This is a genomic window from Vibrio sp. Vb2960 (assembly GCF_033337665.1).
GTDB classification, from domain to species: Bacteria; Pseudomonadota; Gammaproteobacteria; order Enterobacterales; family Vibrionaceae; genus Vibrio; species Vibrio alginolyticus.
The window spans coordinates 26291-51821 of record NZ_JAWORD010000028.1 but is presented as its reverse complement, the minus strand read 5'-3'; the positions used below and the strand labels follow the sequence as shown (position 1 = coordinate 51821).

The 25531-nt window shown below is 45.7% G+C and carries 19 protein-coding genes and 1 pseudogene; 12 read left to right on the top strand and 8 right to left on the bottom strand.

Annotation, left to right across the window (positions count from 1 at the left end):
- The 4 genes and pseudogenes from tuf to R7O03_RS20190 all read left to right on the top strand — a co-directional run.
- Window positions 1-144, top strand: a pseudogene (tuf, locus tag R7O03_RS20205) (elongation factor Tu); the annotation flags it as partial.
- A gap of 331 nt (window positions 145-475) precedes the next feature.
- On the top strand, window positions 476-664 hold the full coding sequence (locus R7O03_RS20200) for a (2Fe-2S)-binding protein (protein ID WP_005381360.1): 189 nt from the start codon (window positions 476-478) through the stop codon (window positions 662-664).
- 93 nt (window positions 665-757) lie between these two features.
- Entirely contained in the window at window positions 758-1234 is a 477-nt protein-coding gene (gene bfr / locus R7O03_RS20195) for a bacterioferritin (protein WP_005381359.1), read from the top strand.
- Between the two features lie 206 nt (window positions 1235-1440).
- Window positions 1441-2718: a malic enzyme-like NAD(P)-binding protein gene (locus R7O03_RS20190; protein ID WP_005381358.1), complete on the top strand. Its 1278-nt coding sequence runs from the start codon at window positions 1441-1443 to the stop codon at window positions 2716-2718.
- A gap of 112 nt (window positions 2719-2830) precedes the next feature.
- Here the strand turns inward: R7O03_RS20190 and metJ are convergent, their stop codons facing one another.
- Window positions 2831-3151 carry a met regulon transcriptional regulator MetJ gene (gene metJ, locus R7O03_RS20185; RefSeq protein WP_005381353.1) on the bottom strand — a complete coding sequence of 107 codons (321 nt, stop codon included), beginning with the start codon at window positions 3149-3151 and terminating at the stop codon, window positions 2831-2833.
- Between the two features lie 225 nt (window positions 3152-3376).
- On the opposite strand from metJ, the gene R7O03_RS20180 reads away from it, so the two are divergent.
- The 3 genes from R7O03_RS20180 (at window position 3377) to metF (ending at window position 8126) form a co-directional block, all read left to right on the top strand.
- Window positions 3377-4537 (top strand): O-succinylhomoserine (thiol)-lyase, encoded by a 1161-nt coding sequence (locus R7O03_RS20180; RefSeq protein WP_262598202.1) that lies wholly within the window; start codon window positions 3377-3379, stop codon window positions 4535-4537.
- 15 nt (window positions 4538-4552) lie between these two features.
- Window positions 4553-6961 carry a bifunctional aspartate kinase/homoserine dehydrogenase II gene (locus tag R7O03_RS20175; protein ID WP_262598204.1) on the top strand — a complete coding sequence of 803 codons (2409 nt, stop codon included), beginning with the start codon at window positions 4553-4555 and terminating at the stop codon, window positions 6959-6961.
- 262 nt (window positions 6962-7223) lie between these two features.
- Window positions 7224-8126 carry a methylenetetrahydrofolate reductase gene (metF, locus tag R7O03_RS20170; protein ID WP_005381345.1) on the top strand — a complete coding sequence of 301 codons (903 nt, stop codon included), beginning with the start codon at window positions 7224-7226 and terminating at the stop codon, window positions 8124-8126.
- A gap of 70 nt (window positions 8127-8196) precedes the next feature.
- On the opposite strand, the gene R7O03_RS20165 is transcribed toward metF, so the two are convergent.
- From R7O03_RS20165 to argE, 3 genes are all read right to left on the bottom strand, one after another.
- Complete coding sequence (locus R7O03_RS20165; protein ID WP_005382791.1) at window positions 8197-8736, bottom strand: PadR family transcriptional regulator; 540 nt, start codon at window positions 8734-8736, stop codon at window positions 8197-8199.
- A 424-nt stretch (window positions 8737-9160) separates the two neighbouring features.
- Window positions 9161-11794 carry a phosphoenolpyruvate carboxylase gene (ppc, locus tag R7O03_RS20160; RefSeq protein ID WP_005381336.1) on the bottom strand — a complete coding sequence of 878 codons (2634 nt, stop codon included), beginning with the start codon at window positions 11792-11794 and terminating at the stop codon, window positions 9161-9163.
- Window positions 11795-12065: 271 nt separating this feature from the next.
- A complete protein-coding gene (argE, locus tag R7O03_RS20155; RefSeq protein WP_005381335.1) occupies window positions 12066-13202 on the bottom strand; it encodes an acetylornithine deacetylase in 1137 nt (378 codons plus the stop codon).
- Window positions 13203-13346: 144 nt separating this feature from the next.
- Here argE and argC point away from each other — a divergent pair, with 144 nt between their 5' ends.
- From argC to argH, 4 genes are all read left to right on the top strand, one after another.
- Entirely contained in the window at window positions 13347-14351 is a 1005-nt protein-coding gene (gene argC / locus R7O03_RS20150; RefSeq protein WP_017633525.1) for an N-acetyl-gamma-glutamyl-phosphate reductase, read from the top strand.
- A gap of 21 nt (window positions 14352-14372) precedes the next feature.
- Window positions 14373-15164, top strand: coding sequence for an acetylglutamate kinase (gene argB, locus R7O03_RS20145; protein ID WP_137282407.1), 792 nt, complete (start codon window positions 14373-14375; stop codon window positions 15162-15164).
- 84 nt (window positions 15165-15248) lie between these two features.
- Window positions 15249-16463, top strand: coding sequence for an argininosuccinate synthase (locus R7O03_RS20140; protein ID WP_017821738.1), 1215 nt, complete (start codon window positions 15249-15251; stop codon window positions 16461-16463).
- A 242-nt stretch (window positions 16464-16705) separates the two neighbouring features.
- Window positions 16706-18580, top strand: a complete 1875-nt coding sequence (gene argH / locus R7O03_RS20135; RefSeq protein WP_318131976.1) for an argininosuccinate lyase — start codon at window positions 16706-16708, stop codon at window positions 18578-18580.
- 194 nt (window positions 18581-18774) lie between these two features.
- On the opposite strand, the gene R7O03_RS20130 is transcribed toward argH, so the two are convergent.
- From R7O03_RS20130 to R7O03_RS20120, 3 genes are all read right to left on the bottom strand, one after another.
- On the bottom strand, window positions 18775-19056 hold the full coding sequence (locus tag R7O03_RS20130) for a DUF3624 domain-containing protein (protein ID WP_213969079.1): 282 nt from the start codon (window positions 19054-19056) through the stop codon (window positions 18775-18777).
- 372 nt (window positions 19057-19428) lie between these two features.
- Window positions 19429-20901, bottom strand: a complete 1473-nt coding sequence (locus R7O03_RS20125) for a dihydrolipoyl dehydrogenase (RefSeq protein WP_318131975.1) — start codon at window positions 20899-20901, stop codon at window positions 19429-19431.
- A 190-nt stretch (window positions 20902-21091) separates the two neighbouring features.
- Window positions 21092-21820 (bottom strand): redoxin family protein, encoded by a 729-nt coding sequence (locus tag R7O03_RS20120; protein ID WP_318131974.1) that lies wholly within the window; start codon window positions 21818-21820, stop codon window positions 21092-21094.
- A 169-nt stretch (window positions 21821-21989) separates the two neighbouring features.
- Here R7O03_RS20120 and oxyR point away from each other — a divergent pair, with 169 nt between their 5' ends.
- The gene (gene oxyR / locus R7O03_RS20115; RefSeq protein WP_005381326.1) at window positions 21990-22901 is read left to right on the top strand and encodes a DNA-binding transcriptional regulator OxyR; all 912 of its coding nucleotides are present in this window, start codon (window positions 21990-21992) and stop codon (window positions 22899-22901) included.
- A 53-nt stretch (window positions 22902-22954) separates the two neighbouring features.
- On the opposite strand, the gene R7O03_RS20110 is transcribed toward oxyR, so the two are convergent.
- A complete protein-coding gene (locus R7O03_RS20110; protein ID WP_318131973.1) occupies window positions 22955-25516 on the bottom strand; it encodes a PBP1A family penicillin-binding protein in 2562 nt (853 codons plus the stop codon).
- Window positions 25517-25531: the final 15 nt, after the last annotated feature.

Here is a 25531-nt window from a genome sequence, read left to right as displayed (position 1 = left end):
GTAGAAATGGTAATGCCAGGCGACAACGTACAGATGACTGTAGAGCTAATCGCACCAATCGCAATGGACGAAGGTCTGCGTTTCGCGATCCGTGAAGGTGGCCGTACAGTAGGTGCTGGTGTTGTAGCTAAGATCTTCGACTAATTCATAACGAATTAAACGAAATCTTGCACTGTTCTTCTTTTTGAAGAAAGCGCATCGAAAAGGGAAGCTTAGGCTTCCCTTTTTCATTTCTAGATTACATTTAGTTATAAGTGTTGAAATAAAAGACGTCACTTTTTCGATTTAAAAACAGAGTTTTACCGGCTTTGTTTCTTAACGCTTTTACTCACCCCTCTTAACCCTTTGATCTTTTCCTGCAGCGGTAAAATCGTTATAACCAAATATTCTGAGCGGACACCATAATGCGACTGGTAACAAGAACTATTCTTGTTTATATTGTTTGTCACAGATTAGTTTTATAGGTTTTTTGAGTATGTACGTTTGTCTTTGCCATGGTGTCTCCGACAAAAAAATTAGGAAGTTGGCGATAGATGAAGGCGTAACAGATATTAAAGGAATCAAAAAGTGCACGGCATTGGGCAGCCAATGTGGTAAGTGCATCAGACAGGCCAAGGAAATTTTAGCGGAAACTAGTTACACGGAATTTAAACAAGCCAGCTAATTGCTGTAAGTATGCAGTAATTATTTGCCTTACATTTTGACACCTTCTCATTTGCTTCTACATTTAAATGAAGCCAAAGAGGAGGGTTTTGTCATGAAAGGCGATCCAATCATCATTCAACATCTCAATAAAGTGCTCGGTAACGAGCTCGTCGCTATTAATCAGTATTTTCTTCACGCCAGAATGTATAAAGACTGGGGCTTAAAGCACCTAGCAGACAAGGAATATCACGAATCTATTGATGAGATGAAGCATGCCGATCATCTAATTGAGCGTATTTTGTTCCTTGAAGGCCTACCGAACCTACAAGATTTAGGTAAGTTGATGATTGGTGAAGATACCAAGGAAATGCTCGAGTGTGACTTAAAGCTTGAAATGGCGGCTATTCCAGATTTAAAAGATGCGATTGCCTACGCTGAAGACATTCGAGATTATGTGTCTCGAGATCTCTTCCAAGATATTCTTGAAGATGAAGAAGAACATGTTGATTGGCTAGAGACGCAACTTGGCTTGATTGAAATGTCTGGTATTGAGAATTATCTCCAAGCGCAATACGTGGACGAAGAGTAACGATACTTTCTAAGTTTGCATACTCCAATAATAGTAAGAAGAAAGAGCACCTGACTCGAAAATCGGGTGCTTAACCCCGTTATCTGGTCTAATCTCTTTTATTATCGGCTTTTTAAGGATATTGCTCGCAATCTTGCCTATGAAGTTTGATTTCTATCCGATAGAATTTATGCCCCCTTACCTAAAAATAAAAAAGAGAAACGTCCATGTCTGAAGACAACCACCAAGCAGCCACTCCAGAAGAAGAACATCGCCAAAAAGCATTGGATTACCATGCTTATCCAACTCCAGGAAAGATTGCTGTCGAACTGACAAAGCCTGCGGAAACGGCGGGTGATCTTGCCCTTGCATATAGCCCTGGTGTTGCAGAGCCAGTGCGTGAAATCGCACAAAACCCGGATAACGTGTACAAGTACACTGCAAAAGGGAACATGGTTGCTGTTATTTCTAACGGTACCGCTATTCTAGGTCTAGGTAACCTAGGTCCACTTGCATCTAAGCCAGTGATGGAAGGTAAAGCGTTACTGTTTAAGCGTTTTGCAGGTCTTGACTCTATTGATATTGAAGTTAAGCACCGCACGATCGATGAATTTGTTGATACTGTTGCGAGCATTGCAGACACTTTTGGCGGTATCAACCTTGAAGATATTAAAGCACCAGACTGTTTTGAGATTGAAAAGCGTCTGATTGAACGTTGTGATGTACCAGTATTCCACGATGATCAACATGGTACTGCTATTGTAACGGCAGCGGGTATGCTGAATGCAATCGAACTTCAAGGTAAGAAACTTGAAGATTCAACAATTGTTTGCCTTGGCGCTGGCGCTGCCGCTGTAGCGTGTATGGAGCTTCTGATCAAATGCGGCGCAATGCGCGAAAAAATCTACATGCTAGATCGCAAAGGTGTGATTCACACTCGTCGTGATGATCTTAATGAATATAAGCAGCTATTTGCGAACAATACAGATAAGCGCACACTAGAAGACGTGATTGAAGGTGCAGATCTGTTCCTAGGTGTATCTGGTCCAAACCTATTGCCTGCGGAAGCGTTGAAGTTGATGGCAGATAAGCCAATCGTATTCGCATGTTCTAACCCGGATCCTGAAATCAAGCCGGAACTTGCTCACGCAGTTCGTGATGACTTGATCATGGGTACTGGCCGTAGTGATTATCCTAACCAAGTTAACAACGTATTGTGTTTCCCATTCATTTTCCGCGGTGCTCTTGATGTGCGTGCAAGTGAAATCAATGATGAAATGAAACTTGCAGCCGTTGAGGCGATTCGTGAGCTAGCAAAAGAGCCTGTACCTGAAGCCGTATTGAAGGCTGCAGGTGTTGATAAGCTAGAGTTTGGTGCGGACTATATTATTCCAAAACCAATGGATTCACGTTTGCTACCACGTGTTGCAAAAGCGGTTGCTCAGGCGGCGGTTAATTCAGGTGTAGCTCGTATCGAGATGCCTGAAAACTACATGGCAGAGTAATATATCTTTCAGATGTGATACACAAAAATGGGGCGCTATTGCGTCCCATTTTTTATGTCGTTCATTTGGCTCGAGGCAAGAGTTATTACCTGAAACCTCTTATCAGGCTTTTTTATTCTTCGTCGAATGACTCAAATTCGATGCCCATTTCCGTCATCAGCGCTTTTACTTCTGTTGGAATATCATCAGGACGGTCTTTACGAAGGTCTTCATCTGTCGGAAGTGGCTGACCTGTGTACGCGTGCAAAAATGCCTCGCATAGCAATTCACTATTGGTTGCATGGCGTAAGTTATTGATCTGACGGCGAGTACGCTCATCAGTTAGCACCTTTAAAACTTTTAGCGGGATAGAGACGGTAATTTTTTTTACTTGTTCGCTTTTTTTGCCGTGCTCTGCATATGGGCTAATGTATTCGCCATTCCAGTCAGCCATTGCACACCTTCATTTATGTAATCGGTTAAAAATAATTTAGGTGCTGATTTTAGCTGCATTTACCGCCATAAGCAAAGACATATAGACGTCTAGAAGTGTTGACGTCTCATTTTTTGACGAGTAAAGTGAACATAACAGCAAAGGAAGCGTGTTGATCACTTTATGTTACTCATTAGATATAGCGCATTCCTATTTAGAAGTCATTACCCGTGAAAGGATACACCCATGAGCACTCGCAAACCTGCGACCATTGCAGTACGCACTGGTATTGAATCAGACAGCCAATATCATGCTGTCGTTCCACCTATTTATCTTTCCACTAACTATGGTTTTCCTGCTTTTGGTGAAGTGCCCAAGTATGATTACACACGATCTGGTAATCCAAACCGCGGACTGTTGGAAAGTGCGCTATCTGAACTCGAGTCTGGAAAAGGAGCGGTTGTTACTAACTGCGGTACGTCGGCATTAAATTTATGGGTTTCCGCTTTTCTCGGCCCAGATGATCTCATTATTGCTCCTCACGATTGTTATGGTGGTACCTATCGTCTTTTTAATACCCGAGCTAACAAAGGCGATTTTAAGGTTCAGTTTGTCGATCAATCAGACGAACAGGCTTTAGATGCTGCATTGGCACAAAAACCAAAACTCATTTTGCTAGAAACTCCGTCAAACCCTCTGGTTCGCGTAATGGATATTGCAGCTACTTGTGAAAAAGCGAAACAAGTCGGCGCGTTAGTTGCGGTGGACAATACCTTTTTGACACCCGTGTACCAAAAACCTTTAGAGCTAGGTGCGGATTTTGTTATCCACTCCACAACAAAGTACATCAACGGTCATTCGGACGTAATTGGTGGGGTAATCATCACCAACACAGAAGCGCATGCAGAAGAGCTTGCATGGTGGGGCAATTGTATTGGTGCAACGGGCACACCTTTCGATAGTTACATGACACTGCGAGGTATTCGTACGCTTGGTGCTCGTATGAGAGTACATGAAGAGAGCTCACAGCAGGTACTAGCTTACCTACAGAAACAAGCGTTAGTTAAAACTATCTATCATCCAAGCCTGCCGGAACATCCAGGTCACGACATTGCTAAAAAGCAGCAAACGGGCTTTGGCTCTATGTTGAGTTTTGAGTTTGCTGGTTCGTTTGAGCAGTTAAAGGTGTTTGTGAAAGAGCTCCAACTGTTTTCATTAGCAGAGTCATTAGGTGGTGTAGAAAGTTTGATTTGCCACCCAGCATCCATGACGCACCGTGCAATGGGTGAGGAGGCGCTGGCGGAGGCTGGGGTCTCTCATCAACTATTGCGTTTGTCTGTCGGTTTGGAAGATGCACAAGACCTCATCACAGATTTAGAACAAGCGTTCGCTAAAGCTACCCAGTAATAGGAGACGATAACAATGACTGTACAACGTCAGCTGCATAAGTTTGGTGGCAGTAGCTTAGCAAACCCAGAATGCTACTTACGCGTTGTGGGTATTCTCAAGGAGTATTCGACAGAAAATGATCTGGTGGTCGTCTCTGCTGCAGGAAAAACCACTAACCGCTTGATTGAGTTTTTGGAAGGGTTAAATAAAGATGGCCGAATTGCGCATGAGGCGCTTCAAAGCTTAAGACAGTTTCAAACTGAGCTAATAGAAAGCTTGTTGGAGAGTGAAGCAAAAGAAGAGCTGTTAGCTTTATTACATGATGAGTTCAGTACTCTCTCGGAGCTGACTGCACCACTCACTAATGCGCAAAAAGCCACGGTACTGGGGCACGGAGAAGTATGGTCTGCTCGCCTATTGGCCGCGTTATTATCTCAACGTTCTATCCCTGCGGTTGCACAAGATGCACGAGCGTTTTTACGTGCAGAAGCGGGAACTCAACCAGAGGTTGATCGCGCTCGTTCATACCCTTTAATTAAAGAGATCCTCGCGCAGCATAACCATAAACGTGTGGTAATTACTGGCTTTATGGCTCAGAACGAGGCAGGAGAAACCATTCTACTTGGTCGTAACGGCTCTGACTATTCTGCAACGGTCATAGGCGCGCTTGCTGAAGTCAGTACTGTCACGATTTGGAGTGATGTTGCTGGTGTCTATAGTGCCGATCCACGTTTGGTGTCTGACGCTTGTTTATTACCGTTACTTCGATTGGATGAAGCCAGTGAACTTGCTCGCTTAGCTGCCCCAGTGCTACACAGTCGTACGCTTCAGCCTGTGGCGCAAAGTACCATGGACCTTAATCTCAAGTGTAGCTATCTGCCAGAGTCGGGTTCTACTCGTATTGAGCGTGTATTGGCATCTGGTCGTGGCGCTAAAATTATTACTTCACTGGATGATGTTTTATTGGTGCAGTTGTCTTTCATGCATGGGCACGACTTCGAAAAAACACAGAGTGATGTATTACAAGCGTTACAGCGCGCGCAATTAGAGCCATTGGCATTTGAAGCTCAATCCGATCAGCATACGCTACGCTTGGCTTACACCGCAGAAATCGCCGGTGGTGCATTGAAACACTTGCAAGAGCTTGCGGTAGAGGCAGAAATTAAGCTAAAAGAAGGTTACTCGCTCTTAGCTGCGGTAGGTGCAGGCGTTACGAAAAACGCCAATCATTGCTTTGGCTTTTATCAGAAGCTAAAGCACTCTCCGGTAGAATTTATCTCTGAAACAGACTCAGGGCTGAGCCTAGTCGCTGTTTTGCGCCGTACTGATACCGAGGCGTTGGTTCAAACGATTCATAGCCAGTTGTTCCAAGCGCAAAAACGCGTGGCAGTGGCTTTATGTGGCAAGGGTAATATTGGTTCTAGTTGGTTAAATTTATTTGCGACGCAAAAAAGTGAGCTCGAAAAACGTCATGGTATGAGCTTTGATCTTGTCGCGGTTGTGGATAGCCAAACCTATTGGTTCGATGAGCAAGGTATTGAGGCGGCGAGTGTTGCTGAACGATTTGATGATGAAAGCATAGCCAACAATGGGGATTGGCTGGCACGTTTGGGAGCGCTTAAAAGCTATGATGAAGCCGTCGTGCTTGATGTTACCGCGAGTAAAGAGTTAGCTCAGCGCTACGTAGAAATCGCACAGCAAGGCATTCATTTGATTTCCGCTAACAAAGTGGCCGGTTCCGCAGATAGCCAGTACTATCATCAGGTTCAAGATGCATTCGCTAAAATTGGTCGTCATTGGCTATACAACGCAACGGTTGGTGCTGGGTTACCGATAAACCATACCGTACGAGATCTTCGTGAAAGTGGGGATGAAATCGTCGCTCTATCGGGTATTTTCTCGGGGACGTTATCATGGCTGTTCCAACAGTTTGATGGTTCTGTGCCATTTAATGATTTAGTCGATCTTGCTTGGCAGCAAGGGTTAACCGAACCTGACCCTCGTTCTGATTTAGATGGCTCCGATGTAATGCGTAAGTTAGTCATCTTGGCTCGAGAGTCGGGCCTAGATATAGAACCAGACAGCGTTAAAGTTGAGTCTTTGGTGCCAGAAGAATTAAGAGAACTGAGCTTAGATGATTTCTTCGATAATGGAGCGTTGTTGAGTGAAATACTTCAAGAGCGTCTGACAAAAGCACAGAGAAACGATCAAGTGCTTCGCTATGTGGCGCGTTTAGAAAAAAATGGTAAAGCAACGGTGGGAGTCGAAGCGTTATCTCGTGAGCACGCGCTCGCCAACTTATTGCCATGCGATAACATTTTTGCCATAGAGAGCAAGTGGTACAAAGATAACCCTCTGGTCATTCGAGGACCAGGCGCAGGCAGAGAAGTGACAGCCGGCGCTATTCAATCCGACCTCAACCGATTGGCTGGTTTATTTTAAAGTTGCGATTGACCTAAAAACCCTGGAATTAATCCAGGGTTTTTTATTCCCCTATCAGTGCCATACTGAAGTCATAACCCGTGCAAAATGGCGAGATGATGCTCAAGTAGAAACTTGAACTATCTTCATTATTAACTTGAGAAAAATTCATAATTACAAGGTTGACATTAAATCGTATTCAATACATTCTGTAGACATATAGACGTCTAAACGTCGATTTTAAGGATTTGTTTTCGTGGCGGAGTGCCGCAGGGAGAGTAAGATGGGATATACGCACGCAGGCCATATCGACGCCTTGAACCAGAATATTGCTGAGTTATCAGATAACATCAATGTATCGTTTGAGTTTTTTCCGCCAAGCAGCGCTAAGATGGAAGAAACACTTTGGAATTCAGTGCACCGTCTTAAAACGCTTCAACCTAAATTTGTTTCTGTGACTTACGGTGCGAACTCCGGCGAGCGTGACAGAACACACTCCATCATTAAAGAAATTAAAGCAACAACCGGATTGGTTGCCGCTCCCCATCTCACTTGTATTGATGCGACTCGTGAAGAGTTGATTAATATTGCCGATGATTATTGGAACAATGGTATTGAAAATATCGTCGCTCTGCGTGGTGATATTCCTCCAGGTGGCGGTGCGCCTGATATGTATGCCTCGGATTTGGTTGAGCTGCTGAAATCACGCCACGATTTCGATATCTCCGTTGCTGCATTCCCTGAGGTTCACCCTGAAGCTAAAAGCGCTCAGTCTGACTTATTGAACCTAAAACGTAAGGTAGATGCAGGTGCAAACCGTGCTATTACTCAGTTCTTTTTTGACGTTGAGTCTTACCTGCGATTCCGTGACCGTTGTGTCGCAGCAGGAATTGACGTAGAAATTGTGCCAGGAATTTTGCCTGTATCGAACTTTAAGCAAGCGTCTCGCTTTGCGGCACAGAACAATGTGAAAGTACCAGGATGGATGAGCAAACAATTCGATGGCTTGGATGATGATCCGGTGACTCGCCAGCTTGTAGGAGCTAGCCAAGCTATTGATATGGTGCGTGTACTGAGTCGTGAAGGGGTTAAGGACTTTCACTTCTACACACTAAACCGTGCAGAGATGACTTACGCGTTATGTCATACGTTGGGTGTTCGTCCTCGCGCAGTAGTCGGTGCGTAAATCTGGTTTCAAAAGGATAAAAGGCTTGCCAAGTGGCAAGCCTTTTTCGTTTTATCAAAGCAAAAGGAGTTTAACCAATCACTTCAAGTTCAGTTAGAACTTCTTCTGCCCAAGTGATCCAAGTTTCACGTAACAGAAGGTTACGGCGAAGCGTTAGACGTTCTAGGCGAGCTTGTTTATCTAAAGTTGACGGCGTTGCGTAGTAAGCAGCTTCAATTTCTTTGTAGTGAGAAACCAGTTTGCGAGACTCTTCAACTAGCTCGGCGAGTTGGTCACGGAATGGAGCTGCAGGTTGAACGGCACATGCCATCAATTTCGCTGAAAACTCATCACGAACTGTTGGGTGTGCAGTTGGTTGATCAAACCACTCTCCTAAAGCGCTGCGACCAGCGTCTGTAATGGAGTAAACCTTGCGGTCTGGTTTGCCTTCTTGGGGTTCTAATACGCAAGTAACCAGTTCTTTCTCAGCCATTTTGTTGAGTTCACGGTACACCTGTTGGTGGCTTGCTTTCCAGAAGTAACCGATGCTAGCAGAGAATTCTTTAGTGATGTCGTAACCGGTTGCGTCGCGAGTGCTAAGAACAGTTAAGATTACGTGTGGTAATGACATGTCTTCAATCCAAATGGTCAATAAACTTGTAAACAAGCTACTTATACTTTCAGCTGCGCTCTTACTGGCACTTGAGTTTTTTAATGTATAAGTAGCACCAACAATGTTGGTCCTGTCACCTTAAAGCCGTTTATCACCTAGAGAGATGGGGAGTCCCATCAAGGCTGGAGCAGGTATGATTGGATTTATGAGCTCTCAGCAGGCAAGTAGTATATAAATAATAAGCATGAAGTGGAATAGTAGGACAAAATTACCCTAAAAAACTAACATAATAATCAATAGTGTTAACTTGTGGTTTTTTGTTCTTTTATTTTGGTATTTTTTGGGTCTCTAGTAGTTTATTAAACTGCTTTTGTTTTGGTGCGATTATCCTGTGATAAAAAAAGCTGAGCATTTGCCCAGCTTTTTATTAAAAATGAAACGATTAGCCTGTGTTGCGCATACCAGCAGCAATACCAGCAATCGTCACCATCAACGCTTCTTCCAAGTTTGCAGAGGCTTCTTCGGTTTGACGCGTGCGGTATAGCAGCTCTGCTTGTAGCATATTCAATGGCTCAACGTAGATATTGCGTAAGCGAATCGACTCGAGTCCCCAAGGGTCATGCTGCATCAAGTTTTCATTGTTCTCTACATTCAGTACCGCTTTGATGTCTTCTTGAAGCTGAGCACGAAGTTTTTCACCGAGTGGACGGAGCGACTCATCCACCAATCGCTCATCGTAGTAGCGAGAGATATCAATATTACACTTCGAGTACACCATCTCTAGCATGCCGAGACGAGTAGAGAAAAACGGCCATTCGCGGCACATCTCTTCGAGCAATGCTTGGTGGCCTTTATCGATCGAGTATTGAATCGCTTCACCTGCGCCTAGCCATGCAGGAAGTACCAAACGGTTTTGACTCCATGAGAAGATCCACGGGATTGCACGTAAGCTTTCTACTCCGCCCTTAGGGTTGCGTTTTGCAGGACGAGAACCAAGTGGCAACTTGCCGAGTTCGAGTTCTGGTGTTGCTTGGCGGAAGTAAGGCACGAAATCTGGCTCGCCACGAACCACATTTCGGTAAGACTCACAGCTTACTTCTGATAGCACTTCCATCAAGTCGCGCCATTCTTGTTTTGGCTCTGGTGGCGGTAACAAGTTGGCTTCCAGAATCGCACTTGCGTATAGGTTAAAGCTGTTTACTGCGACATCTGGGAGTCCCAGTTTAAAGCGGATCATCTCGCCTTGCTCTGTTACACGTAAACCGCCTTTCAAGCTTTTTGGTGGTTGCGACAAAAGCGCAGCATGCGCAGGTGCGCCACCGCGACCGACTGTGCCCCCACGACCATGGAATAAAGTTAGCTCAACGCCTTCTTCTTCAGCTACTTTAACTAACGATTCCATCGCATGATACTGAGCCCAACCTGCAGACATAACACCTGCATCTTTCGCTGAGTCAGAGTAACCAATCATGACCATCTGGTGGTTTTGGATAAAACCACGGTAAAGGTCAATCCCCATAAGCTGCTTGATGACCGATTCTGCGTTGTTCAAATCGTCTAGCGTTTCGAACAGAGGACACACATCCATGCGGTAAGGGCAACCAGCTTCTTGTAGCAGTAGATGAACGGCTAGTACGTCAGAGGCGGTACGTGCCATTGAAATAACGTAAGCGCCAAACGCTTCACGCGGTTGTGCTGCAACAATCTTACAGGTATCCAAAACCTCTTTGACGGGTTCAGACGGTTCCCAATCACGAGGGAGAAGCGGACGTTTAGATGCCAGCTCGTTAGTTAGAAAAGCAATCTTATCTTGCTCACTCCATTGTTCGTAATCTCCAATACCTAAGTAGCGAGTTAGTTCAGACAAGACGTCTGAGTGACGCGTGCTCTCTTGGCGGATATCAAGACGTACAAGATGGATACCAAATGCTTTTACGCGGCGTAGTGTATCCAGTAGTGAGCCGTTGGCTATTACACCCATGCCACATTCGTTTAGTGACTGGTAGCAGGCATACAGCGGTTCCCAAAGTTGCTCGACTTTTTGCAGTGGTGCTTTAACGGCCAGTTTTTGACCGTGGATCTTAGCATCGAGAATATCTTTGGTTTCATTGAGCAGAGTGCGTAATTGCTTCAGGATCGCACGGTATGGTTCGTGCTGATCTTCGCCAGCAAGTTCACGGACTTGATCGTTTGAAACTGTCATAGACAGCTCGCTGATCAACTCGTTGATGTCATTGAGATAAAGATCGGCGGCTTTCCAACGAGACAATAGTAAGACTTCACGCGTAACGTTGTGAGTAACAAACGGGTTACCGTCACGGTCACCGCCCATCCAAGAGGAGAAGTGCACTGGGCGAGCATCAATGGGTAAACCTTCTCCAAGGTAAGATTTTAGACGGTCATTCATCTCACGTAGGAAGTCCGGTACTGCTTCCCATAGCGAGTTTTCAACGACCGCAAAGCCCCACTTTGCTTCATCCAACGGAGTAGGGCGTTGTTGTCGAATCACGTCTGAATGCCAGCCTTGGGCAATCAGTTGCTCTAGGCGGCGTTCGGTTTTTCTGCGCTCTTTAGAAGAAAGATCGCTTAGCTCCAACTTTGATAAGCACTCGTTTATCTTGACCAGTTTGTTGATCATCGTACGGCGCGTAATTTCTGTTGGGTGAGCCGTCAATACCAATTCAATATTTAGATCACGAACCGCTTGGGCAGTGTCCAGTTTGCTCACATCGTTTTGTACCAGTTTAGAAAACAGCGAGTTAATCGCGTCTGGTTCACAAATGTGCTCTTCACAATGGCGTGAAATCGTGTGGTATTGCTCAGCGATATTGGTGAGGTTTAGAAATTGGTTAAACGCGCGAGTAACGGGCGTTAGCTGCTCATCAGGTAGATGTTTGATTTCTTCGATCAAGCTGTCCCTGTCTGCTTGATTCCCTGCTTGAGCTGATTTGGATAATTTACGAATGGTTTCCACTTTCTCGAAGATTTCTTCGCCATGGGCATCGCGAATGGTGTTACCCAATAAGTGGCCTAACATGCGCACATTACTTTTGAGTGCGGCGTATTTCTCGTTCATTGTCGTCCTGCCTCGTAAAAAAACTACTCCATTGTCCTTGTTAAGACTCCAATCTAGCGAAAAGCACCAGTTATAGTCAAATAAAGCAGACTAAGTTTGCAATTATTCCGCTGTCTCCTGATTTAGAGCAAATTTACGGCAGCCATAGAGTAAGAAGTGAAAATTAATTACAAAATAACAAGTTAAATAAGTGTTAAGACTAGCGCTAAATTGTGAAGATAAAAAGATGCAGCTCAATCGAGCTGCACAGACTTTCGAGCTTAAACGCGTATTAACAGCAGTACTTGACCATCGCCTTTGAAAGCACATCAATTGTGGGGTCGATAAAGTCGAAGGATAGAAACTCATCCGGTTGATGGGCTTGGTCGATTGACCCAGGGCCGAGCACCAAGGTTGGACACAACTGCTGTAGAAATGGTGCTTCAGTACAGTAGTTCACGGTTTCTGAACTGGTTTGGCAGATCTCTTCAACACCACCAATAAATGGGTGGTCATGTTGGCATTCGTAACCCGGAATAGGCTCATGCAATGGAATAATCTCCAGTCTCCCAGGCCATTTCGCTTCGACTTCTTTTAATGCTCCGCGCAACATGTTCTCTAAACCATCAAGGCTAATGCCGGGAAGAGGACGCACGTCGTAATGCAGTTCGCAGCAACCACAAATACGGTTAGCGCTGTCACCACCGTGAATGTGTCCAAGATTTAGGGTTGGGCTTGGAATGGCAAAACCCGGATGGTGATATTCTTTAATCAATTTGTCACGCAGTTGCATCATGGCGAACATGACTTCATGCATGATCTCAATAGCGTTAACGCCAAGCGCTGGGTCCGATGAGTGACCGGACTTGCCTGTTACGCGAATGGCATTTGCCACATGCCCTTTATGACCTCGAATTGGTACAAGGCTGGTGGGTTCACCAATGATGCAGTAATCCGGCTTAAATGGGGCGTTTGCTGTGAAATGTCGCGCGCCCAACATGGTGGTCTCTTCGTCACAAGTGGCTAATACGTAAAGTGGTTTGCTCTGCTTGCTCCAATCGACTTTCTTCACTGCTTCATAAATAAAGGCGAAAAAGCCTTTCATGTCTGCTGTGCCTAAACCGTAGAAGCGGTTGTCTTTTTCCGTCAGTTTATGCGGATCAAAATTCCATCGCCCTTGATCGAATGGCACGGTATCACTATGGCCAGCAAGTAAAAGGCCACCTTCTCCCTCTCCCATACGTGCGATCATATTGTGCTTGCCTGGCTCGACTTCGATCACTTCAACGCTAAAACCCAGATCTTTAAACCAAGATGCGAGTTTTTCGATGACTTTTGCATTGCCCTGATCCCAGCTCGGATCCGTGGAGCTGATAGAAGAGGTGCTGATGAGTCCTTCATAGACCTCTAGAAAAGTTGGTAATTGCATGGATTCTTCAAATCTCCTGTTGACAGACAGACCACAAAAATGTAAAACACATATTAAATCATATTTAATGAATAAAAAATCAAAATAAAGCAGAAATTAAATATGAATAGTCATTTGAGCCTTTAAGTATATGGATGTCACACAATGCTAAAAACCACGATTATTGGAGCCAGCGGTTACACCGGCGCAGAGTTAGCGTTAATGGTTAATAAACACCCACAACTCACGCTATCAGGTTTATACGTTTCCGCCAACAGTGTTGATGCGGGAAAGAGCATCGCGCAGCTGCACGGTAAGCTAGCGGGCATCATTGATATGCCAGTTTTACCACTAACGGATCCACTGCAAATCGCTCAAGAATCGGACGTGGTGTTTTTGGCAACGGCTCACGAAGTCAGCCATGATTTAGCCCCAACTTTCTTGGAGGCAGGCTGTCAGGTATTCGATTTATCGGGCGCATTCCGTGTGAAAAGTGAAGGCTTTTACGACACTTTTTATGGCTTCGCACATCAACATAACAACTGGCTAGATAAAGCAGCGTACGGCTTAGCAGAGTGGAACCAAGAATCAATAAAAACCACTCCTTTGATTGCAGTAGCAGGTTGCTACCCAACCGCTTCACAGCTTGCAATCAAACCTTTATTAGAACATGCGTTGCTCGATACCAACCAATGGCCAGTGATCAACGCAACCAGTGGTGTATCAGGTGCAGGGCGTAAAGCCTCCATGGTTAACAGCTTCTGTGAAGTGAGCTTGCAACCTTATGGTGTATTTAACCATCGTCACCAGCCAGAGATTGCTCAGCACTTGGGTTGCGATGTGATTTTTACTCCGCACCTCGGCAACTTTAAACGCGGCATTCTTGCCACTATCACCATGAAGCTTGCGCAAGGTGTGACAGAAGCACAAGTGGCACAGGCGTTTGAACAAGCTTATCAAGGCAAGCCTGCGGTGCGTCTTAAAGGCGACGGTATTCCACGTATTCAGGATGTCGAAAATACCCCTTTCTGCGATATCGGCTGGAAGGTACAAGGCGAACACATCATTGTGATTTCAGCTATCGACAACCTACTTAAAGGTGCATCGAGTCAAGCGATGCAATGTCTCAATATTCATTACGGTTACCCAGAACTGACAGCGTTGCTGTAGTCGTTGAAAGAGGGAAATGCGATGACGCAAACCAATCAAGCTCCTTTAGTCATTAAGCTAGGTGGTGCAGCTCTATCATGCACTCAAACCTTAAGCCAACTTTTTGGTGCCATTGCGGCTTACCAAAAATCGGCACAGCGACAAATCGCCATCGTTCATGGCGGTGGCTACCTAGTTGATGAGTTGATGGCAAAGCTTCAGCTTGAAACCGTAAAGAAAAACGGTTTACGCGTAACGCCATACGAGCAAATTCCTGTGATTGCAGGCGCGCTTGCGGGCACTGCGAATAAGTTACTTCAAGGTCAAGCGATTGCGGACGGTCTTAACGCTGTGGGCCTTAGCCTTGCGGATGGTGGTTTGTGTCTTGTTGAAGAACTTGACCCAGAACTCGGCGCGGTAGGCAAAGCATCACCGGGTGACTCAGCACTATTACAAGCGGTGCTAAACACAGGTGCACTGCCGATCATCAGTTCAATTGGTTTAACCAAAGATGGCCAGATGATGAATGTGAATGCTGATCAAGCAGCAGTCGCGGTTGCGGGCGCATTAGATGCGGAGTTAGTCCTGTTATCAGACGTGAGTGGTGTACTAGATGGAAAAGGCCATTTGATCAAAACCCTGTCAGAGCAGCAAGCTAACTCGTTGATCGATGGACATGTGATCACCGATGGCATGATCGTCAAAGTTAAAGCCGCTTTGGAGGCCGCCAATGATCTTGGCCGTCCAATTGAAGTCGCGACCTGGCGTTACCCAGAAAAATTAGCACAGTTATTCGCTGGTGAAAGTATTGGTACTCAATTCTTGCCTCAATAAGCATCAGCAAAAGAATTCAATATTAGGAAGTCGTAGTTGGCACTGACCGCCGAGCGCAGCGCCAGTTAAGTTTGGAGAAAAAACATGAGCAAAGTGAACGTAAATAAAGTGGTAGTCGCATACTCAGGCGGTCTAGATACTTCAGTAATCATCCCGTGGCTAAAAGAGAACTACGACTGTGAAGTAGTGGCTTTCGTTGCCGATGTTGGTCAAGGTGCCGAAGAGCTAGAAGGCATTGAAGCGAAAGCAAAAGCCTCTGGTGCTTCTGAGTGCTACATCGCTGACTTGAAAGAAGAAATGGTCGCAGACTACATTTACCCAACGCTAAAAACTGGCGCGTACTACGAAGGTAAGTACCTGCTAGGTACATCAATGGCGCGTCCAATCATTGCCAAAGCGCAGGTTGAAGTGGCACGTAAAGTGGGCGCGGACGCTCTGTGTCATGGCTGTACAGGTAAAGGTAACGACCAAGTACGTTTCGAAGGCGCATTCGCAGCACTAGCACCGGACTTACAAGTGATTGCACCTTGGCGTGAGTGGGACCTAGTGAGTCGTGAAGAGTGTTTGGATTACCTAGCTGAGCGTAATATTCCTTGCTCTGCGTCTCTTACTAAGATCTATTCACGTGATGCAAACGCATGGCACATTTCGACGGAAGGCGGCGTTTTAGAAGATACGTGGAACGCACCAAACGAAGACTGCTGGGTGTGGACTGTCGACCCAGAGCAAGCGCCAAATGAAGCGGAATACGTCACGCTGAAAGTAGAAAAAGGTGAAGTGGTCGAAGTTGATGGTGAAGCGATGACACCATACAACGCACTGGTTTACCTAAACGAGAAGGGCGCTAAGCACGGTGTTGGCCGTATCGATATCGTGGAAAACCGTCTTGTTGGGATGAAGTCTCGTGGTTGTTATGAAACACCGGGAGGCACCATCATGATGGAAGCGCTGCGTGCTGTAGAGCAGCTTGTGCTAGACAAATCATCATTCGAATTCCGTGAGGAGCTAGGTCTAAAAGCGTCTCACCTTGTATACGATGGCCGTTGGTTTACGCCACTATGTAAATCGATCCTTGCTGCTTCAGAAGAGCTAGCGCAAGACGTTAACGGTGAAGTGGTTGTTAAGCTTTACAAAGGTCAAGCGACAGTCACGCAAAAACGTTCTGACAACAGCTTGTATTCAGAAGAGTTCGCGACTTTTGGTGAAGATGAAGTTTACGACCAAAGCCATGCAGGTGGGTTCATCCGTCTTTACTCGCTATCAAGCCGTATTCGTGCATTGAACAGCCAGAAGAAATAATCCCTTAACATCCATCTTGGATTGAATAAAGACCCGCCATTTATAGGTGGGTCTTTTGGTTTCTAAAAGCGGGTACCTAAATTTGTCTTGAATATATATGTAAAAATATTGAATTTATACTTTATTTTTTATCGAAATTGCCGTAACGTTGACCCATAAGAAAAAGTGAGCAAATGACCATCAAATTGGTTACTACTCATTCGAGAACGTTAGAGTAAGCAATAGTCATCAGGAGAGACGCAATGGCATTATGGGGCGGAAGATTTACCCAAGCGGCAGACACCAGATTTAAAGAGTTCAATGATTCGTTGCGTTTTGACTACCGATTGGCTGAGCAAGACATCGTAGGTTCAATCGCATGGTCTAAAGCTCTGCTTTCTGTTGATGTGCTATCGGCAGAAGAACAGCAAAAACTGGAACTTGCTTTAAATGAGCTGAAGTTAGAAGTGATGGAAGACCCTCAGCAAATTCTTCGCTCTGATGCAGAAGATATCCACTCTTGGGTTGAGCAGCAGCTAATCAGTAAAGTGGGAGATTTAGGTAAAAAACTCCACACTGGGCGTTCTCGGAATGACCAAGTCGCCACAGACTTGAAACTTTGGTGTCGTCAGCAAGGTCAGCAATTGTTGATTGCTTTAGATCGCCTACAAGCACAAATGGTCCATGTTGCTAAACAGCACCAAGGCACCGTATTGCCAGGCTATACTCATCTTCAGCGTGCTCAACCTGTAACCTTTGCTCACTGGTGCTTGGCTTATGTTGAAATGTTCGAGCGTGACTACTCTCGTCTGAATGATGCCTTACAGCGTCTCGACACTTGTCCACTTGGCTCGGGTGCGTTAGCGGGAACGGCTTATCCGATTGATCGCGAACAATTAGCACATAACCTCGGTTTCCACCGTGCTACGCGTAATTCACTCGATTCGGTTTCAGATCGTGATCATGTGATGGAACTGATGTCGGTGGCGTCGATTTCTATGCTTCACCTTTCTCGTCTTGCAGAAGATATGATCTTCTACAATTCAGGCGAGTCAAACTTCATTGAGTTAGCGGATACGGTGACATCTGGTTCGTCATTAATGCCACAGAAGAAAAACCCAGATGCACTTGAGTTGATCCGTGGTAAGACAGGGCGTGTCTATGGCGCATTATCGAGCATGATGATGACAGTTAAAGCCTTGCCATTGGCGTACAACAAAGACATGCAGGAAGATAAAGAAGGGTTGTTTGACGCTCTAGATACATGGAACGACTGCATGGAAATGGCAGCTCTGTGTTTTGACGGTATTAAAGTGAATGGCGAGCGCACACTAGAAGCGGCGAAACAAGGTTACGCAAACTCGACTGAGTTGGCTGATTACCTAGTGGCGAAAGGCATCCCATTCCGTGAAGCTCACCACATCGTCGGTGTCGCGGTCGTTGGTGCTATTGCTAAAGGTTGTGCGCTAGAAGAACTGTCTATCGAAGAGTTAAAAGCCTTCTCAGAGGTCATTGAAGCGGATGTGTATGACATTCTGACTATCGATTCGTGTTTGGAAAAGCGTTGTGCTTTGGGTGGTGTTTCGCCTCACCAGGTCGCTTACGCGGTAGAACAAGCGGATAAGCGCCTGAGCCAACGTGACAGCTCGGCGGTGAAAGTGCGTCCTGCACGTTTGACGGACATTGAAACGTTGGAAGGTATGGTTGCTTACTGGGCGAACCTTGGTGAGAATCTTCCGCGCTCTCGTAATGAGCTCGTGAGAGATATTGGCTCTTTCGCGGTGGCTGAGCATCATGGTGAAGTGACGGGTTGCGCTTCTCTATATGTGTATGACTCAGGGTTGGCTGAAATACGCTCTCTTGGTATCGAAGCGGGCTGGCAAGGCCAAGGGCAGGGCAGTGCGATTGTGAACTATTTGGTTGAGAAAGCGCGCCAGATGGCGATCAAGAAAGTCTTTGTTCTAACGCGAACGCCTGAGTTCTTTATGAAGCAAAGCTTTTTACCGACATCGAAGTCATTACTGCCGGAGAAAGTTCTGAAAGATTGCGATCAGTGCCCACGTCAACATGCATGTGATGAGGTAGCGCTTGAGATCAATTTAATGGAGCAAGTGATCCAAAAAACGCATGTGGCATGAACTGAAGTTGTGGAGTGATTTTATTAGCATTCAATGACATAGTCATTTTCCTGTTTACTTACATCAGTATTCGCTAAAAAAATCGAAAAAATTTGGAACCTTTGAGAGGAAGCCTGGTCTATTAAAGTACCACTGCTTTTTCTTAGAAGAATCTAAGAGAGCCCCAGAACTGACATTGGTTTTGGGGCTTTTTTCTATCTGTCACTTTTCTCTTTTTTATTCGCCTTTTTTTGTCCCTTTCGACGCAGCCAAGGCAAGATGACAAAACGCATCCATAAGTGTAGAAACAACAAAACGTTGAAAGCGAAGCCGGCAAAGATCAAAGCGATCGACTCGATGCTTTGTGGATCATCTTTGAGCGTAAACCACCACACAATCCAACACAGTACAGAAAGCACCGTCAATTGATCCAAGCATCGTTGGCAACGTCCAAGTTTTTTCCAAAACCAATGTACCTCGCAGCGGCGACAAGTCATAGTGTTTTCCAAACCATTAGTGTTGCTTCAGATTATATATCTAACTAAATGGTGGAAAGCGTTTCTTACACGGGCTTAGAGCGCCATGACCCAACCAAAAATGGAAAGTTAGCTTTGTAAAAGCTTTGTGGCACGTAATTGATGTATGGTGCGCTGTCAGTCTTTAACAGGAAATATAATGATGTCGACAGAGTTGAAACTTGCGCTGGGTATCGCTAGTGGGTTCTTTATGATCGGTGTTGTCGCGATTTGTATGGTCAGCCGCTATGCAATGATGGCAGCGTAAGAGAGATTTCATTGCGCCGAAGTAGTAAAGCAAAGCCTCGTTGATGACGAGGCTTTGCTTTATATTTAGATAGAAGCCTGAAAGCGTTAGCAGCCAGGGCCGCAGTCAAGACAATGTTTCACCATTTCTGGCCCTAAGTGTAGTTTTGCATTCAAATCACGTAGAGCGGTGCGGACGCCTTCTTCAATCACTGGGTGATAGAAGGGCATATCTAACATCTCAGAAATCGTCATCCTATTTTGGTGCGCCCACGCTAAAAGGTGCGCAAGATGCTCTGCATTCGGGCCCATCATTTCTGCACCTAAAAAACGTCCAGTGCCTTGCTCTCCGTAGACATGCAGAATACCTTTATTACGAAGCATGACGCGCGAACGTCCTTGATTTTCAAACGAGACTTCACCGGTTGCGAAACATCCACATGTGCCTAGACGTGTTTCTAGTTGCTTATATGTTTCTCCAACCATAGCAATTTGAGGGTCGGAGAACACGGCTGAAATTGGTGAGCGACGCAGACCCGCACGAATATCTGGGAAACGGCCTGCGTTGTCTCCAGCAATACGGCCTTGGTCAGCGGCTTCGTGCAGCAGTGGAATTTGGTTACTTGCATCACCTGCGATGAAGATGCTCTCTACCGAAGTTTGCAATGTATAGTGATCCGCCGTTGGTACGCCACGTTCATCGAGCGCCACATTGGTGTTCTCGATCGCCAGCTTATCGACGTTTGGACGACGACCCGTTGCGGCCAATACGTAATCGACAACGAAAGTTTCTAATTCGCCATCATGGTTGATGAATTGGATTTCGACCTTGTCTTCGTCGTCATTGTCTGACGACGCAATGCGTTTCATGCTTTCGACTTTTACATTTGCATCAAGGTAGAACTCTTCCTTAAAGGCTTTATCTGCATACGCCATCACCTCTGGGTCTGTCAGTGGGCCCACTTGTCCTCCAAGGCCAAAGAGCTTCACGTTCACTCCTAGGCGGTGTAAAGCCTGACCCAATTCAAGGCCGATGACTCCTGGGCCAAATACTGCCACGGACTCTGGTAAGTCATCCCAGTCAAAGACATCATCGTTAATCACTAGGCGATCACCCAGTTCATTCCAAGCTGCCGGATATGCTGGACGAGATCCTGTCGCAATAACAATGCGCTGTGCGGTGACCTGAGTATGATCATCTATGATGAGAGTGTGGTCATCGGCAAACTTCGCGTAGCCCGACAGTTTGTCTTCAGCGGGAATATCATCGACACTTTCAAGTACAAAGCCAACAAAACGATCGCGTTCGCGCTTTACACGATCCATAACTTCTCGTCCGTTAATTCGTACTTCACCTTGCGGGTGTATCCCAAATCCAGGTGCTTTTTCGATTTGATGAACACTTTCTGCTGCCGCAATTAACAGCTTAGACGGCATGCATCCGACACGAGCACAGGTTGTTCCGTAGGGACCGCCCTCAATCATTACCACGCTGTTGGTATGAGCTTTTGCTGCTCGATAAGCACCAAGACCAGCCGTCCCGCCACCAATAATCGCTACGTCGACATTAACTTGTTTCATCGTGAACTCTCGCTTTTGTTTTAAGCCAAGCTAGCTACATTGAGCTTGGAGAGTGAATTGGATAGTTGAATCTGGATAAGTAGTCACCTTATTGGCAGATGACTACTTATCTAGACTAGTAGAAGAAGTGGTTTAGGGTTGGCCTCCGAGCCAAAGGCACCGGAGACCGAGGGTGTAGGCTTTGGACAGCTTAGCCTAGATACGCTTCTAGCTCTTCGCTACCGCCGATGTGCTTGCCACCGATAAAGACTTGTGGAACAGTCGTGCGACCAGATATAGCTCGTAGACTAACTGTTGTTGCGTCTTTACCCAGAATCACTTCTTCATATTGAAGACCGTGGTCAATCAGATTTTGTTTCGCTTTCATACAGAAAGGGCAGCCTGGTTTAGTGAACACCGTGATGGATTCTTGCGTTTTGTAGTCAGGCGCTATGTAGTTCAGCATCGTATCTGCGTCTGACACCTTGAATGGGTCGCCTGGTTCGTTTGGCTCAATGAACATTTTTTCCACTACACCATCTTTTACTAGCATGCTGTAACGCCATGAACGTTTGCCAAAGCCGATGTCGTTTTTATCCACTAACATACCCATGCCATCGGTGAATTCACCATTACCATCCGGGATGAAGGTAATGTTTTCTGCTTCTTGGTCTTGTTTCCATGCATTCATCACGAACGTATCATTGACCGAGACACAAATAATCTCATCCACTCCGTGCTCTTTAAATACAGGGAACAATTCGTTGTAACGAGGTAGATGGCTTGATGAACAGGTTGGAGTAAATGCACCCGGTAAGCTAAATACGATAACGGTCTTACCTTTAAATAGCTCATCGGTCGTTACATTCACCCAAGAGTCACCTTGACGAACTGGAAAAGTAATTTGAGGGACTTGTTGACCTTCTTTAGATACAAACATAATGATTTCCTTTAACTATTTTAAATTATGCGTATAGAGCTTAGCGTTTTTCGTCGCTCTGTTTCGTTTTGTTGAGCCCATTATTGTAAAAACCCTTTGATAGCTCTAATCGTTTGGTGTTATGGTTTTGATAGGTATTAGCTATTGTTAAAGAAGCGAAGCGTGAATTATGAATATTCGAGATTTTGAGTACTTAGTTGCACTTGCGGAACATAAGCACTTTCGCAAAGCGGCAGAGGCATGTTTTGTTAGCCAGCCAACATTGAGTGGGCAAATTCGTAAACTAGAGGATGAACTCGGTACCACGCTTTTAGAGCGAAGCAGCCGACGTGTTTTGTTTACCGATTCAGGGTTACAGCTGGTGGAGCAGGCTAAACGCATCTTAAGTGAAGTGAAAACCTTCAGAGATATGGCAAGCGGTCAAAGCGGAGCCATGACTGGACCGATGCATATTGGTTTCATCCCGACGGTTGGGCCTTATCTACTACCCAAAATTCTGCCGCAGATAAAAGAAGCATTTCCTGAGCTGGAGCTATTTCTGCACGAAGCTCAAACACATCAATTAGTGCGTCAATTGGAAGAAGGCAAACTAGATTGCTTAGTTTTAGCTTCGGTTGATGAAACTGCGCCATTTAAAGAGATCGAAGTGTATCAAGAGCCATTAAGTGTCGCAGTGCCATGTGACCACGAGTGGGCCTCTCTCGACCATGTTGATATGTTGGAGCTGAATGGTAAAACCGTTTTAGCGTTGGGAGACGGCCACTGTCTGCGAGATCAAGCGTTAGGTTTTTGTTTTGCCGCTGGTGCAAAAGACGATGAGCGTTTTAAAGCCACCAGCTTGGAGACGTTACGCAATATGGTTGCTGCCGGTGCGGGGATTACGTTATTGCCTCAGCTTTCTATCCCTAATGAGAAGCAAAAAGATGGCGTATGCTACGTACCAGCTGTTAACCCAACACCCTCGCGTAATATCGTTCTCGTATATCGTCCGGGCTCACCATTACGAGCTAGGTTTGAAGCTTTAGCAGCGAAGATTAAAGAGGTGTTGGCTTCTTATCCATCATTGAATGCTGCAGCATAAGAAGCAGACATAAAAAAGGGAGAGCTTGATGCTCTCCCTTGTGCTTTTGTGATTTAGAACAGTTCTTCTGCGCCAGAGCCTGAAGAGTAAATACTATCTTCTAAACGGTCGCCAGCGTATTCGGTAGGCTCCGTGCCTTTTTCAAAGTATTCGAACATTGATGTGCTATCTACCTTGTGCGTTAGCATACCGCTGTTGCGATCAATACGAACTCGAATAATATCCTCTGGAATATTTTTACCTTGCTCCGGCGTCCCTTCTAGCGCAACACGCATGAAGTCAATCCAAGCAGGCTCTGCGGTTTTCGCACCCGACTCGGCACCAGAAATTTGGCCTTGCCCTAGGTTGCTGTTAACAGTGGTGCGGCCAAGTGCACGTGAGTGATCATCAAAGCCAACCCAAGCTATCGCAACGACACCAGGTCCATAGCCATTGTACCAAGCATCCTTGGAATCATTCGTTGTACCCGTTTTACCCCCGATATCACGACGACCAAGTTTTTGCGCGCGCCAGCCTGTACCATTCCAACCTGTGCCTTCACGCCAGTTACCGCCACCCCAAATGTTGCTGTACATCATCTCACGCATTAAGAATGCATTCTGTTCGGAGATAACTTGCGGTGCATATTGAGGTTCATCATTTTCAAGGGCATTGTCTGTTGCTAGGCCATCAATCGCGACGTCTTGTTCGCCAAATTCATCAGCGTAGCGATTTTCTGGCTGCTCGCTCATTTGCGGACAATCCTTATGACAAACACTCTTTGGATTGGCTTTAAACAGTACTTCACCGAATGCATCTTCCACGCGTTCTACATAGAATGGTTCAACGTAATAACCACCGTTTGCAAACACAGAGTAACCTTGTGCCACTTTCATTGGTGTTAAGCTGCCAGCTCCGAGTGCGATGGTCTCAGAGCGTGGTACTTGGTTAATATCAAAACCGAAACGAGTAAGGTACTGACGTGTCTCCTCGAGGCCAACTTCACGGAGTGTACGCACTGCCATGACGTTTTTTGATTGAGCTAAGCCGAGGCGAAGACGCGTTGGACCACCATAAGTTGGTGGTGAGTTTTTTGGTCGCCAAGCTGAACCAGAACCTGCATCCCACTTGTTAATCGGCGCATCGTTAATCAGAGTGGCTAGAGTCAGCCCTTTGTCAATTGCTGCCGAGTAGATGAAAGGCTTGATACTTGAACCAACCTGACGTACTGACATGGTTGCACGGTTAAACTTGCTGTGAACAAAGTTGAAACCACCAACCAGCGACAATATCGCGCCATTTTCTGGGTTCATCGCAACAAACGCGGTGTTTGCTGTCGGCACTTGGCTCAGTTTCCAGCTCAGTGTTGTGTTGTCATCTTCATCGGTTTCACTTACTTCGCGAACCCAAACTTGTTGACCTGCCGCTAGCACATCATGCGCTGACTTTGGTGTTGAGCCTTGGCGGTTATCGGTAATGTACTTACGCGCCCAGTGCATTCCAGTCCAAGGGATGGTTTGCTCTTCATGGTTCTTAACCCATACTTGCGCCGTCTTATCATCGACTTTCGTCACAACCGCAGGGTAAAGGTCACCATAAGTTGGCTGTTTCTTCAGGTGCTTTTCTATTTGCTCATTGTCCCAGGCCGCTTCCCCTTCTTTCCAAAGCACACTTTCTGCACCACGGTAGCCATGACGTTCATCGTATGACAAGAGGTTATTTACCGCAGACGTATTTGCAGCATCTTGCAGTTTAGAATCCACAGTCATGTAGATATTCAAGCCAGAGGTGTAAGCTTCTTCTTCACCGTATTCTTTTACTGCCCATGCACGAGCCAACTCTGCTACGTAAGGTGCGGAAAGCTCAATCTCAGCGCTATGATAACGCGCCACAATAGGTTCATTGCGTGCTTCGTCATACTGCTCTTGTGTAATGTATTTCTCATCAAGCATTCGCATTAATACAACGTTACGGCGTTTTGTTGCGCGCTCAAGAGAGTAAATTGGGTTCATGGTTGATGGCGCTTTTGGCATACCAGCGAGTGTTGCAATCTCACTTAACGTCAATTCATCAAGGCTCTTGCCAAAATACACTTGAGCGGCAGCACCAAAGCCATATGAGCGGTAACCAAGGAAGATTTTATTGACATAAAGCTCCATGATTTCTTGCTTACTTAAAAGCTGCTCAATATGGATAGCAATAAAAATCTCTTTAATCTTACGCATGATCTTCTTCTCATTAGATAAGAAGAAGTTACGAGCTAGCTGTTGCGTAATCGTACTTGCACCCTGTTTAGCCGAGCCTGAAACCGCAACAACAACAGCTGCACGAGTGATGCCGATAGGGTCGATACCAGGATGCTCGTAGAAACGGCTATCTTCGGTTGCGATGAGCGCGTGAATTAAGTCTTGAGGAATTTCGTCATAAGTAACAGGAATACGACGCTTTTCACCGAACTGTGCGATCAGCTTCCCGTCTTGACTAAACACCTTCATAGGTGTTTGTAATTCAACGTCTTTTAGAGTTGCAACATCTGGCAATTCAGGCTTCACGTACTGATAGAAGCCAAATATTGTGGTGACTCCAAGAATTATGCAAATCAATGTTAAAAATAATAAACGCTTTATGAACTTCACCGGAGAATCCCTGAT